Annotated in this window: 15 protein-coding genes and 1 pseudogene; 5 read left to right on the forward strand and 11 right to left on the reverse strand. The window is 64.7% G+C overall.

Translation table 11 applies throughout. From position 1 onward, the window contains the following. Positions 1 to 60: 60 nt before the first annotated feature. From HV670_RS01810 to mpl, 10 genes and pseudogenes are all read right to left on the reverse strand, one after another. The gene (locus HV670_RS01810) at positions 61 to 1053 is read right to left on the reverse strand and encodes an arabinose ABC transporter substrate-binding protein (protein WP_175102898.1); all 993 of its coding nucleotides are present in this window, start codon (positions 1051 to 1053) and stop codon (positions 61 to 63) included. A 180-nt stretch (positions 1054 to 1233) separates the two neighbouring features. After that, the gene (locus tag HV670_RS01815; RefSeq protein ID WP_175102899.1) at positions 1234 to 2013 is read right to left on the reverse strand and encodes an SDR family oxidoreductase; all 780 of its coding nucleotides are present in this window, start codon (positions 2011 to 2013) and stop codon (positions 1234 to 1236) included. Beyond that, complete coding sequence (locus tag HV670_RS01820) at positions 2010 to 2693, reverse strand: 2-dehydro-3-deoxy-6-phosphogalactonate aldolase (RefSeq protein ID WP_175102900.1); 684 nt, start codon at positions 2691 to 2693, stop codon at positions 2010 to 2012. Before HV670_RS01820 ends, HV670_RS01815 begins: the two co-directional genes overlap by 4 nt. 169 nt (positions 2694 to 2862) lie before the next feature. Next, a complete protein-coding gene (locus HV670_RS01825) occupies positions 2863 to 3972 on the reverse strand; it encodes a 2-dehydro-3-deoxygalactonokinase (RefSeq protein ID WP_175102901.1) in 1110 nt (369 codons plus the stop codon). Further along, entirely contained in the window at positions 3969 to 4943 is a 975-nt protein-coding gene (locus HV670_RS01830; RefSeq protein WP_175102902.1) for an IclR family transcriptional regulator, read from the reverse strand. The genes HV670_RS01825 and HV670_RS01830 overlap by 4 nt, the downstream gene beginning before the upstream one ends. A 327-nt stretch (positions 4944 to 5270) precedes the next feature. After that, positions 5271 to 6032, reverse strand: a complete 762-nt coding sequence (mtgA, locus tag HV670_RS01835) for a monofunctional biosynthetic peptidoglycan transglycosylase (RefSeq protein ID WP_175102903.1) — start codon at positions 6030 to 6032, stop codon at positions 5271 to 5273. Next, positions 6029 to 7018 carry a shikimate dehydrogenase gene (gene aroE, locus HV670_RS30790; protein ID WP_246256919.1) on the reverse strand — a complete coding sequence of 330 codons (990 nt, stop codon included), beginning with the start codon at positions 7016 to 7018 and terminating at the stop codon, positions 6029 to 6031. The genes mtgA and aroE overlap by 4 nt, the downstream gene beginning before the upstream one ends. Before the next feature lie 27 nt (positions 7019 to 7045). Continuing rightward, positions 7046 to 9085: pseudogene (locus HV670_RS01840) on the reverse strand (ribonuclease catalytic domain-containing protein); the annotation flags it as partial. Between the two features lie 10 nt (positions 9086 to 9095). Then, complete coding sequence (locus HV670_RS01845; protein ID WP_175102904.1) at positions 9096 to 9665, reverse strand: YqiA/YcfP family alpha/beta fold hydrolase; 570 nt, start codon at positions 9663 to 9665, stop codon at positions 9096 to 9098. Continuing rightward, complete coding sequence (mpl, locus tag HV670_RS01850; RefSeq protein WP_175102905.1) at positions 9662 to 11146, reverse strand: UDP-N-acetylmuramate:L-alanyl-gamma-D-glutamyl-meso-diaminopimelate ligase; 1485 nt, start codon at positions 11144 to 11146, stop codon at positions 9662 to 9664. Before mpl ends, HV670_RS01845 begins: the two co-directional genes overlap by 4 nt. A 141-nt stretch (positions 11147 to 11287) precedes the next feature. Here mpl and HV670_RS01855 point away from each other — a divergent pair, with 141 nt between their 5' ends. Together HV670_RS01855 and HV670_RS01860 are read left to right on the forward strand one after the other, a co-directional pair. Then, positions 11288 to 11953 (forward strand): UDP-N-acetylmuramate--alanine ligase, encoded by a 666-nt coding sequence (locus HV670_RS01855; protein ID WP_175102906.1) that lies wholly within the window; start codon positions 11288 to 11290, stop codon positions 11951 to 11953. A gap of 39 nt (positions 11954 to 11992) precedes the next feature. Next, on the forward strand, positions 11993 to 12526 hold the full coding sequence (locus HV670_RS01860; protein ID WP_175102907.1) for a TlpA family protein disulfide reductase: 534 nt from the start codon (positions 11993 to 11995) through the stop codon (positions 12524 to 12526). A 47-nt stretch (positions 12527 to 12573) separates the two neighbouring features. Here HV670_RS01860 and HV670_RS01865 read toward each other — a convergent pair whose 3' ends face one another. Next, positions 12574 to 12801 carry a hypothetical protein gene (locus HV670_RS01865; protein ID WP_175102908.1) on the reverse strand — a complete coding sequence of 76 codons (228 nt, stop codon included), beginning with the start codon at positions 12799 to 12801 and terminating at the stop codon, positions 12574 to 12576. Positions 12802 to 12886: 85 nt separating this feature from the next. Here HV670_RS01865 and aroQ point away from each other — a divergent pair, with 85 nt between their 5' ends. From aroQ to accC, 3 genes are all read left to right on the forward strand, one after another. Further along, positions 12887 to 13342: a type II 3-dehydroquinate dehydratase gene (gene aroQ, locus HV670_RS01870; RefSeq protein ID WP_175102909.1), complete on the forward strand. Its 456-nt coding sequence runs from the start codon at positions 12887 to 12889 to the stop codon at positions 13340 to 13342. Between the two features lie 79 nt (positions 13343 to 13421). Beyond that, the gene (gene accB, locus HV670_RS01875) at positions 13422 to 13898 is read left to right on the forward strand and encodes an acetyl-CoA carboxylase biotin carboxyl carrier protein (protein ID WP_175102910.1); all 477 of its coding nucleotides are present in this window, start codon (positions 13422 to 13424) and stop codon (positions 13896 to 13898) included. A gap of 18 nt (positions 13899 to 13916) precedes the next feature. Continuing rightward, positions 13917 to 15284 (forward strand): acetyl-CoA carboxylase biotin carboxylase subunit, encoded by a 1368-nt coding sequence (gene accC / locus HV670_RS01880; RefSeq protein ID WP_175102911.1) that lies wholly within the window; start codon positions 13917 to 13919, stop codon positions 15282 to 15284. The last annotated feature ends 32 nt before the right edge of the window (positions 15285 to 15316 follow it).

Raw genomic sequence — 15316 nt, forward strand, 5'->3', positions numbered from 1 at the left:
GAGGAGCGCTCCGGATCGTGCCGGGTCCGGCGCCAAGCGATGCCGGACCCGTCCTCCAACTTACTCCAGGCCCATCTGCTTGCGTACTTCGTTATAGGTGCCGCGTTCCATCAGTGCACCGCTCGTGAGCGTCAGCTTCGCGGGTTCCTTGTTCTGCGTGATCCACTCGTACATGTCGATCGACGTTTCATAGCCGTGACGCTTCGGGCTGATCAGCACGGAACCGAAGAAGCCGGTCGGGTTCGGCTTCTTGAACTCGTTGATGGCCGATTCCGAACCGCCGATACCGACCGCGACCATGTTGTCCGCCTTGAAACCGCGGCCTTCGGCGGCACGCACGGCGCCGAGCGCGGCTTCGTCGTTCAGGCCGAACGCGACCCAGTGCTTGAACTGCGGATTCTTCGTGATCGCGATGTTCGCGGCGTTGAACGCGTTTTCCGTATCGGTCTTCGCCTGCGGCGCATCGATGATGTTCGCCGCCGGGAAGCCCGCCGCGGTCAGTGTGGAGACCGCGCCCGCGACGCGGTCATGTGCGGTCGGCAGCTGTTCGAACGAAATCTTGATCGCGCCCGTTTCCTTCAGGTCCCAGCCGCGCTTCTTGATTTCCTCGGCGATCGCCGTGCCGACCTGCTCGCCGATCTTCGTCGCCGAAATACCCATATGCGGCACGCTTTCGATCGGCTTGCCCGAGCCGTCGACGAGGCGGTCGTCGACCGTCATCATCTTCAGGTTGTCGGCCTTTGCCTTCGCGACGATGCCCGGTCCGAGCTTGACGTCGGGCGTGCAGATCACGAAGCCCTGAGCCTTTTGCGCGGAGAGGTTGTCGATCGCCGTGATGACCTTGTCACCGCTTTGCGCGCCGATCTTCACGAGCGTGAAGCCCTTTTCCTTGGCAGCTTGCGCGGCGAACTTCCACTCATCCTGGAACCACGGCTCTTCGGGCTGCTTAACGATGAAGCCGATCTTGACTTCCTCGGCGGCTTGCACGGCGCTCGCGCCGAAGCTCAGTGCCGCGGCGGCGGCGATCAGGCTGACAAACATTCTGCGTTGCATCTTTGTGTCTCCTTACGAGAACGTAGGTGGCCGCTTGTTCGATATCGCCAGGAGGCGCGGCCAATCCGGCTGGCATTCAGAATCAACTGCTGCGAGTACGTCGTTCTACTTTTGTTTCGTGCTGCGGTCCTGCTTCGTGCGTGCCGCGCCCATGCGATTCGGCGCTCCCCGGCGCGCTCTTCAATCGTGGTACAGCGCCGAGCGGCCGCCGTCCACGGTGATGCAACTGGCATTGATGAACGGCGCTTCTTCGCTCGCGAGGAACACCGCCGTCATCGCCACTTCCTCGGGCTTGCCGACCCGCTTCGGCGGTTGCAACGCAAGAGTCGCCTCACGTGCCGCGGCCGGGTCCGGTTGTTCATTCCAGTGATCGAGCAGGAGCTGGGTCTCGATATAGCCCGGCGCGATCGCATTGACGCGTATGCCCTGCGCCGCGTATTCGATACCGAGTGCGCGGGTCAGGCCGATCACGCCATGCTTGGCAACCGGATACGGAAAGCAGCCCGGAATGATCTTGAAGCTGTGCGTCGACGCGATATTGATGATCGCGCCGCTGCGGCGCTCGACCATGCCCGGCAGCGCGGTCCGGCAGCCGTTCCAGACGCCGTCCAGGTCCACCGAGAAACAGCGCTTCCAGTCTTCGTCGCTCATCGTCAGCGGATCGCGGAACACATTGATCCCCGCGTTGTTGACGAACACGTCGAGCGGCCCGAATGTCTGCTCCGTCAGGGCCAGCGCCTGCTCGAGCATGGCGCGTTCGGTCACGTCGGTATGCACGGCAAGCACGCGCGCGCCCGGCGTTTCTTCGCGCAAGGTCTGCGCCCAGGCCTCGGCCTGCTCGATATGACGTTCGGCGAGCGTGACCGCCGCGCCTTCGCGCACGAAGGCACGCGCGATGGCCGCACCGATGCCCTGCCCGGCACCCGTCACGATCGCGACCTTGCCTTCGAGGCGGTTCATTTGAGTCCCGCCTCGGTACGGGCGGCCTGCAAACCGGCGATGAACGCACGCGCATTCGCGCCGACTTCCTCCGCGGTATTGCCCACCTTGTAGAGCGCCGATCCGAGGCCGAAGCCCTGGGCGCCCGCCTTGAGGAAGGGGCCCATGTTCGACGGCGTAATGCCGCCAACCGGCACGAGCGGGACCTGCTTCGGGACGACCGCGCGCCAGGCCTTGACCACCTCGACGCCGAGCTGTTCCGCGGGGAACATCTTGAGCACGTCGGCGCCATTGCTCAGGGCGGCGAACGCCTCGGTCGGCGTCGCGACGCCCGGCGCGCTTGCGAGGCCCTTCGCCTTCGTCGCGCGGATCACCGCGGGGTCGCTGTGCGGCATCACGATCAGCGAACCGCCGGCACGCGCGACTTCATAGACATGTTCGACCGACAGCACTGTGCCCGCGCCAACCTGAATCTCGGGCGGCAATGCATCGCGCAGGGCGCGGATGCTGTCGAACGGGTCTGGAGAATTGAGCGGGACTTCGATGATCCGGAAGCCCGCTTCGACGAGCGCGTGACCGATCGCGACGACCTCGTCGGGCCTCACGCCGCGCAGGATGGCGACCAGTGGGCAGACATGCATCGCGGCGATCAGGGCCCCATGCGGATGATAGGGAATGGCAGTGTTGGCGGGTGCGGTCATCGGTGTGGGGGTCGAGTCAGTCTCGGAATCGAATTGCGAAATCGGCGCGCATGCGCAGCCGGACGATTGGCCACAGGATGGGTGGCATGATCCGCTACACGACGGGCAGCGCGATCAAGCCCACGACGGGCCGAGCGGCGCGCTGCGCATGCCATGGCCGTGTTCGCGCTCATGGCTGCGCGAGTCCTGCTTGTGTCGCAATCTGCCAGAGGCCGCGCTCGGTCGCGTTCGCGACAGGCCGCGCGTGCCGGCAGCCGAAATGCGCGAGCGCGAGCCGGTAACGCTCGACGAGCGCGGCTTCGCCGATCAGCAAGACGGGTTGCGAATCCCAGTTCGCGCCGGTGTGTTCGAGCAGATTTTCGAGGCCCGACAATTCATGGCCGATCAGCAGGCCGGACAGATAGTCGGGCTGTTGTTCCGCGCCGAGCTGACCGGTCAGGCCGAGCGTGCGCGTCGAGAAGATCGTCGCGAGCATGCCCGCTTCCGATGCTCCGCGCGCGACTGCGACGCCGCGCAGGAATGCCTCATTGTCCGGCGCCGCCGGCGTCTGCATCGTGCGGCCGAGAATCGTATGGTCGCGCAGCGCGGCAAAGGTCTCGCCGGTCATGAAGGTGTGGAAGTGTTCGATGCGCGAGCCTTCGACGATCGCCCACTTCGCATGCGAACCCGGCAGACCGACGAGCGTCGTGCAGGCCCGTGCTTCGGTCTGTGTTCTCGTATGCGCGCCTGACGCTGCATCTTCACGTGCCGCTCCCGCCTCCGCGTGTGGGGCCGTACCGGTGGCCTGCGGCTCAATGAGCATCGCGCCGAGAATCTGCGTTTCCTCACCGCGCATCACATTGGGCAAGGTTCCGCGTTCGAGCACGCCGGGCACGATATGCAGCACTGCACCGCGCGCGGTGCGGACTTCGGCGAGCGACGAAGCCAAGCGGTTCGCATCGGCGGGCGTATCGATATAGCGCGCCTCGATCCAGCCCTGGGCGCTGCCGACCATGCCGCACGCAATCAACGGCAGCCCCGGACGCGCATCGAGCCAGTCGCCGCACGCCGCCTCGAAGGCTGCATCGAAGCCGCCTTCCGACGCACTGCAGGGCAGTTTCATGATGCCCCACGGCAGATTGCGCGCGCCGAGCACCTTGCCCCGCGCGCCGAACAGATAGGCGCGCAGCGAACTGGTGCCCCAGTCGAGCGCGATCATCACCGCCTGGGCCAAATCTTCCTGCGCGGCTGGAATGCGGGTCGCGTCGCCTGCCGGCGCGACACTGCTTGCTTCGATCATCGTTTGATCCGTCGGGTCGTGGGTTGCGGCGCACGCCAGCCGAGTTCCTCGGAGATCGCGCGGGCCTCGCGCTGAACCACCGGAACCAGCTCATCCATGCGCTCGGTCGGCATATACGGTGTCGTGCTCGCGACGGAGAGCGCAGCGACGATCAGGCCGGATGCGTCGCGCACAGGCGCGGCGACGCAGCGGATGCCAGGTTCGTTTTCCTCGAGATCAAAGGTATGGCCCGCGCCTGCATAGGCTGTCATACGCTCGAGGAAGGTTTCGCGGGTATAGGGGGTCGACTGCAGGCCGGCCTGCTCCGGCTTGCGGCGCGCGGTATCCCAAAGTGTCTCCCAGGCCGGGGCGGCGAGGTCGAGCATGAGCGCCTTGCCGATGCCGGTCCATGCGAGCGGCATCCGGTGGCCGACGCGCGAACGCATCTCGAGGCCCCGGGTGCCGGAGATCTTGTCGATATACAACACGTCGCCGCCTTCGCGTACGCCGAGATGGATCGTGTCGCGAGTCGCATCGGCGAGCGCTTCGAGATGCGGACGCGCGACGGTCGACAGGGGCATTTGTTCGAGCGAGACGGCTCCGAGCTCGATCAGCTTCGGGCCGAGCAGATAGCCGCCCTGCACCTGACGCAGGTAGCGCGCCTGGACCAGACTGCTCACGAGCCGGTGGGTCGTCGAGCGGGTCGTGCCGAGCGCGGCACCAAAGGTTCGCAGGTCACGCACGCCGGCCGCGGCGGCTTCGAGAATCGCGAGGCCGCGCAACAACGTCTGGGTGCCTGCCTGCTGCGGTGTGGCATCGAGCAGCGTCGACGGTGTTTCCACCACGGTGACCCTAAACGAAGCGTTCGAGGCGCTCTGTGATGATTTCCCGGCGGATGTCCCGGCGGATGTCCCGGCGGATGTCCCGGCGGATGTGCCAGCGGCGGTACCTGCGACGATGTCCGATACGGCCGTGTTCAGCGACTTGTCCATGTGATCCGTTTCGCCACGTCCGGCTGGCAGTGCGACACGCGGTCCCGCTCGAGGCGAGGTGCGAGGCGACTGGCCGAACGTGCTGTCTCCCGATCTTCTTATGCTTGCGAAGTGCGCCCATGAAGCGGCGGACGACTCCTTCGCGCAGAGCGCCGTCAATACATTCGAGTGCGCTTGCGGCGGATTGTAAGGTGATGAATCCGCTTGTTCAATATCTGAATGACGCTCTCATTTATTGGGAATTGTTGCGATGCGCCATCCAACGGGCGTGAACATGCCGCTAACGAGCGGGCACCGCGCGTCTGAAGGACTGCGAGTTTGTTGCGCTTATTTGTCCGAGGGGAGTTCGGCGGCGCCCATGCGGCGCGCGATCACGCCGGCACGGCTGGCCAGATAGGCACTGCCGCGGTGCTCGTCGAAATACTTGGGGCGGGGCAGCATCACGGCCAGCCGCGCAGCCTGGCCGACTGAGAGCTTCGCCGCCGTGGTCTTGTAGTAATGCTGCGCCGCGGCTTCGGCCCCATAGACGCCCTTGCCCCATTCGACCGAGTTCAGATAGAGCTCGAAAATCCGTTCCTTGTCCATCAAGAGCTCGAGCATGAGCGTGATGATCAGTTCCTGCCCCTTGCGGATATAGGTCTTTTCAGTCGACAGGAACAGATTGCGCGCGAGCTGCTGAGTGATCGTCGAACCGCCGGCGGCCATGTGCCCCTTGCGCTTGTTCTTTTCCCAGGCCTGCAGGATCGCGTCGACTTCGTAGCCTTTGTTGTTCACGAAGTCCGCATCTTCGGAAGCGATGATCGCGCGCTTGAGATTGCGCGAGATCGTGTCGTACGGCACCCATTGATGCTGGAAGGTGACGGCTTCGCCATCGCGCCAGAAGCGCCATTTCGCGGCGCGCATGAAGGCCGTGCCCGATGGATCGAAGACCGTCCAGAGACCGATCTGCACGAAGTAGAACACCTGCGTCGCGGCAAACGCGAGCGTGAAGAGGCCCGCAAGATAAACGAACCAACCGAGTGCGGGCCGGCGTGCGCGAAGGTGCGCACGCGGTGCCGGAGCCTTGTCGGTCAGCACGCTCATCGTCATGGAGCAGGTGAGGCCGTGGCTGTCGTGGCCGTAACCGCCGCTTGCGCGGGCAGCGCGGCTTGCTGGCGCGCGAGCATCGCTCGCAACTCCGCAAGGACACTGGCGCTGTCGGGCCGCACCCCGCGCCAGATATGAAACGACTCGGCGGCCTGTTCGACGAGCATGCCCAGGCCGTCGGCCGCACGCGCACCGCGCGCCTGCGCAAGCTGCATGAAGACGGTCGGGTGCGCCGCATACATCATGTCGTAGGCCAGCGTATCGGGCGTCAGTGCCTCCGGGTCGAACGAAGGAAGCTCCCCGCCGAGGCTGCCGGCCGTCGCGTTGATGACCACGTCGAACGCGCCCGTCGCGACCTCCGCGCCGCCGCCGACGATCGTTCCGGTGTGCACGTGCGCTCCCGGGATTGCATCTCCACCCGCACCAGCACCTGCACCTGCATCAGCTTCGGTTTCCGCACTGGCGTCCGCGTCAAGGTTGGGGATTTCGCTGCCGGCAACTTGCAAGGCCGTCATGGCTGCAGCAAGGTCGACCGCCTTGCTCGCGGTCCGGTTGACGATCACCAGTTCGCGCACGCCTGCTTCGAGCAGGGGCAGTGCCACGCCACGTGCCGCGCCGCCCGCGCCGAGCAGCAACACGCGCTTGCCCGCGAGCCGCACATGCAGATTGCGTTCGATGTCGTTGACCAACCCGATGCCATCGGTGTTGTCGCCTAAAATGCTGCCATCCGCATCGACCTTCAAGGTATTGACCGCGCCCGCCGCGGCGGCGCGAGTCGAATGCGCATTCGCGAAACGATAGGCTGCCAGCTTGAACGGCACGGTCACGTTGAGACCACGGCCGCCGGCCGAGATGAACGCACGAGCCGCTTCGTCGAAGCCATCGACCGGTGCGAGCAGATGCTCGTAGTCGATCCGCTCGCCGGTCTGCTCGGCAAAGCGCGCATGGATCCACGGGGATTTGCTGTGCGCAACGGGATTGCCGATCACGACATAGCGATCCGGCGCGAGATCGGTGTCTGTCGCCTCGCCGGTCCCGGTCTCCGCTTGGGCTTGGGCTTGGGCTTGGGCTTCGGCTTCGGCGTCGACTTCCACTTCTGTCTTCACACCTTCGCCTTCATCGCCTTCGTCTTCCCCCTCATCGGCTTCGGCCACATCGCTCGCAACCGGTGCGTCGAGCACCTGGACCAGACGGGTCGACGCTTCGACGGTCAGCTCGTCGATCGACACGACGTCGAGCAGCACACGCGTGCCGCGCGGATGCACACCGAGCGCCGGTACGTGCAACACCAGCGGAATTTCCTCGAGCCGCACGAGATCGCCCTTGATCACCGTCGCGACCACGCGATCGCGCTGTTCCTGCTTGAGCCAGCGCAGGCACCAGAACGCTTCCATCTTGTTCTGGTAGTCCGCATAGGCCGCATAGGTCTCGTCGAAGCCCTGCAGCACCGCGTAAAGCTCCGCGTCCTTCGGCTTGAACGGCGCGACGAGCTTGCCCGCGACGCCATGCTGCGCACACGCGAGCAGTTGCCACTGGTTCACGAGGTCGACATAGCGGCGCAGCGGCGAGGTGCTCCAGGCATATTGAGCGACACCCAGACCTTCATGCGGTGCGGGCGTGGTCTGCATCCGGGTGCGGTTCGGCCCGAACGAGCGCTGTGCGCGATAGATCCCGGGCACGCCGTATTCGGCAAGCAAGGCGCCCCATGTACTGTTCGCGACGATCGCGAGTTCGGCGACGATCGAATCGAGCGGCGAACCGCGGCGGCGCGGCGTGATCGTCACATGCTCGCCATCGATGTAGAAGTTGAAATCGTTGTTGCGCTGCACTTCGCGCTTGAGGCCGAAGCCGATGCGTGTCTGCTGGCGCCTCTCGTACAGCACCTTGGCGAGCGGCCAGAGCAGCGCAATTTCTGCCTGGTGCGGATAGTCGCCGGTGCCCGCGTCGAGCGTCTCTTCGGTGACGAGCGCGTCGAGATGGTTATGTCGCAGATTGCTGCGTACGAAGACCTTCTCGGCGCGCGTCTCCGTCGCGACGATCTCATGGGTCGACGCATCGACGATGATGTAGAGCGACAGCGCCGGACGCAGGCCGCCCTCCTTCAGCGTGAAGATCTCGACCACGGGATCGGGCAGCATGGTGATCTTGTCACCCGGCATATAGACGGTCGACAGCCGGTTGCGTGCGATCTGGTCGACCGCGTCGCCAGGCTGGATGCCGAGCGCGGGCGCCGCGATATGGATGCCGACGCGGATACGCCCGTCGGGCAGCACGCGCACCGAAAACGCATCGTCGATTTCGGTCGTCGTCACGTCGTCGATCGAGAACGCTTCGACATCGCCCTCGGGCAGATCGTCGAGCCGCGGCTCGATCGTCACGGGCGCGAAGCCGGTCCCGTACGGAAAATATTCGGACAGGAAACGCGCCTCGTGCAGCACGCGCGCCGAAGCGACGCCGCCCGCGTCGAGCATCAGGCGCGCGGGCGAGGTGCCGAGCGCGGCAGCCGCGGCTTCGAGCGCCTTGTATTCGATCGAATTCTTGTCAGGCTTGGTCAGCAGGCCGATCACCTTGCCTGCGAACGACTCGGGCAGGCGATGCGCCTTGAGTTCGTTCTCGTAGCCTTCCTGCACAAGGGCCTGCTGGCGTTTGCGCTCGAGCCCCGCGAGCGCCGCGCGCAATTGTTCCTCCGGCGCGCGCTGATACTGGCCGCGCCCTTTCTTGCGGAAATAGACGGGCGAGGCGTGCATGCGCAGCACCAGGGCAGCCTGCTTGATCGCATTCGGCTTCGTACCGAAGTATTCGTCGGCGAGTGCGCCGAACGCGAACTCGTCGGCCGGCGCACATTCCCAGAGGAACTCCGGATCGATGTCCTGTGCTTCAGCGTCGGCCTGCTGCATGAGCTCGGCCGGTGTCGGCGCCTCGAACTCGAGCAGCACGTCCTTGCCGCGCACTTTGGCACGGCGGCCGCCCGGCAACTCGACCTGGAATGCGTCGCCCTGTTTGGACAGCACCGTGCCAGCCTTGAAGCTGCCTGATTCCTCGAAGAAAACGTTCACGCAATACTCTCTAGACAATGCCGCAGAATGCCAGCACCCGGTCGCGATAGTCGGCGAAGTCGCTGATGCCGTGATCACTGCCCTCGATCAGGGTCGTGCTCACTCCAGCATAGAACTTCAGCATGTCCCGGTAATCAAGGACTTCGTCCCCGGTCGTGGCAATCAAATAGTAACGTTCAGGCCGCGTGATCGACGCGACCGCCAATGCTCTCAATTCATCCAGATGACCGGGCTCGACGACGATTTCGCCGCCGCCGTGCCATAACACTTGCGGGCCGAGGTACGACGCGAGGTCGCGGCCCGGGTCGACGGCCGGATTCAGCAGCACGGCCCGATAGCCGTGGCGCTCCGCGAGCCAGGCCGCGTAGTAGCCCCCGAGCGAGCTGCCGATCACGCAGACCTGCTCGGGCGGGAGCCCGTCGACCGCCTGCTCGGCGAGCGCGATCGCTTCGCGCGGCGAGACCGGCAGTTGGGGACAGCGCCATTCGTCCAGGCGGCCGAGCGCGGTCATCCGCTCGGCGAGCATGCGCGCCTTGAACGACCGTGGCGACGAGCGGAAACCGTGCAGATACAGAATCACGCAGCCGCCCCGCCGGCCCGCACGGGTAGGGCGAGCGCCTTGAGCAGACGATCGTGAACGCCGCCGAAACCACCGTTGCTCATGACGAGCACATGATCGCCGGGCCGTGCGCTGCGCGCCACCGCGGCGACCAGGGCATCGATGTCGCCAAAGGCGTGCGCCGTGTCGCCAAGCGGCGCGAGTGCCTCGGCCAGATCCCAGCCGAGCGCATCGCAGCCGGCGGGCGCGCCGTAGCCGAATACGAGATCGGCGCCGCGCAGGCTGTCGGGCAATTGCGCTTTCATGACGCCAAGTTTCATCGTGTTCGAACGCGGTTCGAGCACGGCCAGGATGCGGGGTACCGGTTGGAGACTTGCCTTGTGACCGGTACTCACGCCATCGGTGCTCATGCTGCCCGTGCTTGCATTCCGGGTCTGCGCATCGAGGCGCCTGCGCAGGCCCGCCACCGTTGTCCGGATCGCGGTCGGATGATGCGCGAAATCGTCATAGACCGTTACGCCATTGACCGTGCCGCGCACTTCCATGCGCCGTTTGACGCTCTGAAACGAACTCAGCGACTGCGCAGCCTGGGCAGGCACGACACCGACATGCCGGGCGGCGGCCATCGCGGCCAGCGCGTTCATCTGGTTGTGCGCGCCCTGCACGTTCCACTCGACCTCGCCGACAGGCTCGCCGCGCAGGCTCACGCCAAAGTGTGTATCGATCGCCTCTGCAGACTGGCCGTCGAGCGGCACGGCCTGCCAGCCGTCGGCGACGCCGAAGCGCTCGAGTTCGCTCCAGCAGCCGCGTGCCAGCACGCGCTCGAGCGCGGGTTCGACGCCGTTGACGACGAGCCGCCCGAGGCGTGGCACCGTGCGCACGAGATGATGGAACTGGGTCTCGATCGCGCCGAGATCCGCGAAAATGTCGGCGTGATCGAACTCGAGATTGTTGAGAATCGCGGTCCGCGGCCGATAGTGGACGAACTTGGAACGCTTGTCGAAAAACGCCGTGTCGTATTCGTCGGCCTCGATCACGAAAAAGCTCGAATCGGTCAGCCGCGCCGACACGCCGAAGTTCAGCGGCACGCCGCCGATCAGGAAGCCCGGGTTGAGCCCCGCATCCTCGAGCAGCCACGCGAGCATCGAAGCGGTCGTCGTCTTGCCGTGCGTGCCCGCCACCGCGAGTACCCACTTGTCCTGCAAGACATGTTCCCCGAGCCACTGCGGACCCGATACATACGGCAGGCCCCGGTCGAGGATCGCTTCCATGAGCGGGTTGCCGCGCGAGACGACGTTTCCGATCACAAACAGGTCGGGCTCGAGCGCGAGCTGCGCTTCACCATAGCCCTCGATGAGTTCAATGCCCTGCGCCTCGAGTTGCGTGCTCATCGGCGGATAGACCCCGGCATCGCAACCCGTCACACGATGGCCGCGCTCGCGTGCGAGCACCGCCAGTCCGCCCATGAAAGTGCCGCAGATGCCGAGAATATGAATGTGCATGGGGTGCTGTGGAAAGCGCGCGCAGAAATCGTGGCATTGTACCCGAGCGGCCTCGCCGGCCCGCCATCCGGCCAGCGACGCGGCACATGCCAAGGCGGCTTGCGGAAACGCGGCGAAAGGTCAGTCGGGTATCATCAGACCATGTCTCGCAAACCTCATCTCGACCCGCGACGCGTGCGCGACGAAATCGCGACCGTTGCCGCCCGTCTGATCGCCGAAGACGGCCTCGACTACTCGACCGCCAAACGCAAGGCCGCGCGCCAGATTCTCGGCGGTACCCGTGCCGCTGGCGAATGGCTGCCCGATAACGAGCAGATCGAGGAAGAAATCCGTGAATACCAGGCGCTGTTCCAGGCCGAAAGCCAGCCGCTCGCGCTGCACACGCTGCGCAAGGTCGCGCTCGACTGGATGCGCAGGCTCGCCGAGTTCCAGCCTTTTCTGACGGGCGCCGTGCTCAACGGTACCGCGAACCAGCACTCCGATATCCATCTTCAGGTTTTTTGCGATAACGCCAAGGAAGTCGCGATCTTCCTGCTCAATGCGGGCATCCAGTACGAAGTGTCGGAAACGCGGCATTTCGCGGGCCGCGGCCAGGTGGAAACGCTGAGTTTCTCGTGGCACGATGCCGCCTTGCAGGAACGCATCTGGATTCATGTCGCGCTCTACGATACCGACGACCTGCGCGGTGCGATGCGCGCCGACGGCCGAGGCCGGCCGCTGCGCGTGAACGAGGCAGCCGTCACGGCGCTGATCGCCGCCGGCAGCAGTTCGGCGAGCGATTCGCTGAGCGCGCACGATCTTTCCTGAGACCCGGACCGAGACTCACCTAGCCATGACCCTTTTGCCATGATTCGTCGACTGTTTGCCCCGCTACTTGTCGCCTCGCTGATCGCCGTCATCGGTGCTTTCGCCGGACCGCAGGCTGTCAAATGGGCCTTCGGCGCCGAGACCGGCCCGCAGGCCGCGGTCAACGCGCTCTGGGGCACCACCCTGCCCGACCCGACCAACCGGCCGCGCGCGCTCTCGGAATTCCGCGGCAAGCCGCTGGTGGTCAACTTCTGGGCTTCGTGGTGCGGACCGTGCGTCGCCGAGATGCCCGCGCTCGACAGGCTGCACAAGAAATATTCGGCCAATGGCGTCAATTTCATCGGCATCGCGGTCGATACGCCACAGAATGTCCAGGGCTTCCTCGCACGCCTCAAGGTCGGCTACCCTCTCGTGGTTGCCGGCTTCGGCGGTGGCGATCTGGCCCGGCAATTCGGCGACGAGCAGGGGGCGCTGCCGTTCACGGTCGTGATCGATGCAAGCGGCAAAGTCCGTTCGACGACGCTCGGCCAGATTCAGCCGGCCAAGCTGGCGGCGGTGCTCGACTCGCTCTAGACGACAGGATGCGGAGATACACCTATGGCGTCATCCGGCCGGCAACGTCAGCGTGGAACCAGCGCATGCGGCACAACACGCGCCTGGCGATGACGGGATCCCACCGGTTGGGTTGTCGTCACATCGCCTGAAGCGTCGACTTTTTTACAGCGTTTTTCGACTTCACGATGCATTCTTAGGGCTTCTTGCACGTTCTCTTCAACTACCGGCGGTAGCCGGGCCGAAACCCTTATTTTCCAGACAAAAAGACCCTGACGCGTCGTCGGCGCTTCCAAAAAGCCCGTCCTTTTCTTCTTCTACTGGACAACTTCTTTCTTACGGCGGTAAAGTGCGGCCAACTTCGCGGAACCCAAGTTTGGTATGACCCCTCGACTCCTGGTGCTGCACGGCCCCAATCTGAACCTGCTCGGCACACGCGAGCCGGCCGTCTACGGCCATCGGACGCTCGCTGACATCGACGCCGCACTCGTGCAGCGCGCGCAAGCGGCAGGCGTTGCACTGGCCACATTCCAGAGCAATCACGAGGGAGTCCTGGTCGACCGGATCCACGCCGCGCGCGAGGAGAAGGTCGAGTTCGTGGTCATCAATCCCGGTGCGTTCACGCACACCAGCGTCGCGCTGCGCGACGCATTCGCCGGGACGGCCATTCCATTTGTCGAAGTACATTTGTCGAACGTGCATCGCCGCGAGCCCTTCCGGCACCATTCCTTTTTCAGCGATATCGCGGAAGGTGTCATCGTGGGGCTCGGCTGGCAGGGCTATCTTTACGCACTCGAATTCGCGCTGGACCGCATCGCCGTGACGCCGCAGGCCTGATTCGCGGCACGTCTCACAGCGCGACGCCATGCATGGGCGCCGCAATTCGTATTTAGCGATCTGAAACTGGGGATATTCAATGGATCTTCGTAAGCTCAAAACCTTGATCGACCTCGTCTCCGAGTCGGGCATCTCCGAACTCGAAGTGACCGAAGGCGAAGGCAAGGTTCGCATCGTCAAGAACGCGCCACCGGTGTTCATGCCGCAAGCCGCACAGATGCAATACATCCCCCAGGGCTATGCTCCCCAGGCACCTGCGGCAGGTCCGGCACCGGCCGCCGAAGCCGCGGCGGTCGCCGCGCCGGCGACCGGCCTCTCGCAAGGCCATGTCGTGACTTCGCCGATGGTCGGAACCTTCTACCGCGCCCCATCCCCGGGTGCCGACGCCTTCGTGCAGGTCGGCGATACGGTCAAGGAAGGCGACACGATCTGCATCATCGAGGCGATGAAGCTGCTCAACGAAATCGAGGCGGACAAGTCGGGCGTCATCAAGGAAGTTCTGGTCGAAAACGGCCAGGCGGTCGAATACGGCCAGCCGCTTTTCGTGATCGCCTGAGCGGGACGAAGACTCCCCATGTTCGAAAAAATCCTGATCGCCAATCGCGGCGAAATTGCCTTGCGGATCCAACGCGCCTGCCGTGAGCTCGGCGTGAAGACCGTGGTCATCTATTCCGAAGCCGACAAGGAAGCGAAGTACGTTCGGCTCGCCGACGAAGCCGTCTGTATCGGCCCGGCACCTTCGGCCCTGTCGTACCTCAACATGCCCGCGATCATCAGCGCGGCCGAAGTCACCGATGCCGAAGCGATCCATCCGGGTTATGGCTTCCTGTCGGAGAACGCGGACTTCGCCGAGCGGGTCGAGCAGTCGGGCTTCACCTTCATCGGTCCGCGCCCCGAGACGATCCGCCTGATGGGCGACAAGGTCTCGGCCAAGCAGACCATGATCAAGGCCGGTGTGCCCTGCGTGCCGGGTTCGGAAGGCGCACTGCCCGAGGACCCGAAGGAAATCGTACGGATCGCGCGCAGCGTCGGCTACCCCGTGATCATCAAGGCGGCCGGCGGCGGCGGCGGACGAGGCATGCGCGTCGTCCATACCGAGGCGGCGGTCGTCAACGCGGTGAACCTGACGCGCGAGGAAGCCGGTCGTGCGTTCGGCAATTCGCAGGTCTATATGGAGAAGTTCCTCGAGAACCCGCGCCATATCGAAATCCAGGTCATGGCCGACCAGTTCAAGAATGCGATCTGGCTCGGCGAGCGCGACTGCTCGATGCAGCGCCGTCACCAGAAGGTGATCGAGGAAGCGCCCGCGCCGGGCATCGCGCGCCGCCTGATCGACCGGATCGGCGACCGCTGTTCGGACGCGTGCAAGAAGATGGGCTATCTCGGCGCGGGCACCTTCGAGTTCCTTTACGAGAACAACGAGTTCTATTTCATCGAAATGAACACGCGCGTCCAGGTCGAGCATCCGGTCTCGGAGTTGATCACGGGCGTGGACATCGTCCAGGAACAGATCCGCGTCGCGGCCGGTGAAAAGCTGCGCCTGCGCCAGCGCGACATCGAGTTCCGCGGCCACGCGATCGAATGCCGGATCAATGCCGAGCATCCGTTCAAGTTCACGCCGTCGCCGGGACGCATCTCGTCGTGGCATTCGCCGGGCGGCCCGGGTGTGCGGGTCGACTCGCATGCGTACAACGGCTATTTCGTGCCGCCGAACTACGACTCGATGATCGGCAAGCTGATCACCTATGGCGCGACGCGCGAACAGGCGATCAACCGGATGCGCATCGCGCTGTCCGAGATGGTCGTCGAAGGGATCGAAACGAATATCCCGCTGCATCGCGAGATGATGATCGACGCGAAGTTCGTCGAAGGCGGCACGAGCATCCACTACCTCGAACATCGGCTCGAAGAACGCAAGAACGTCGTCGCCGATGATATGTGAGGGGGAAGTGGAAAGGATGTTGAAGCAATGAC

This window comes from Pararobbsia alpina (genome assembly GCF_902859895.1).
GTDB classification, from domain to species: domain Bacteria; phylum Pseudomonadota; class Gammaproteobacteria; order Burkholderiales; family Burkholderiaceae; genus Pararobbsia; species Pararobbsia alpina.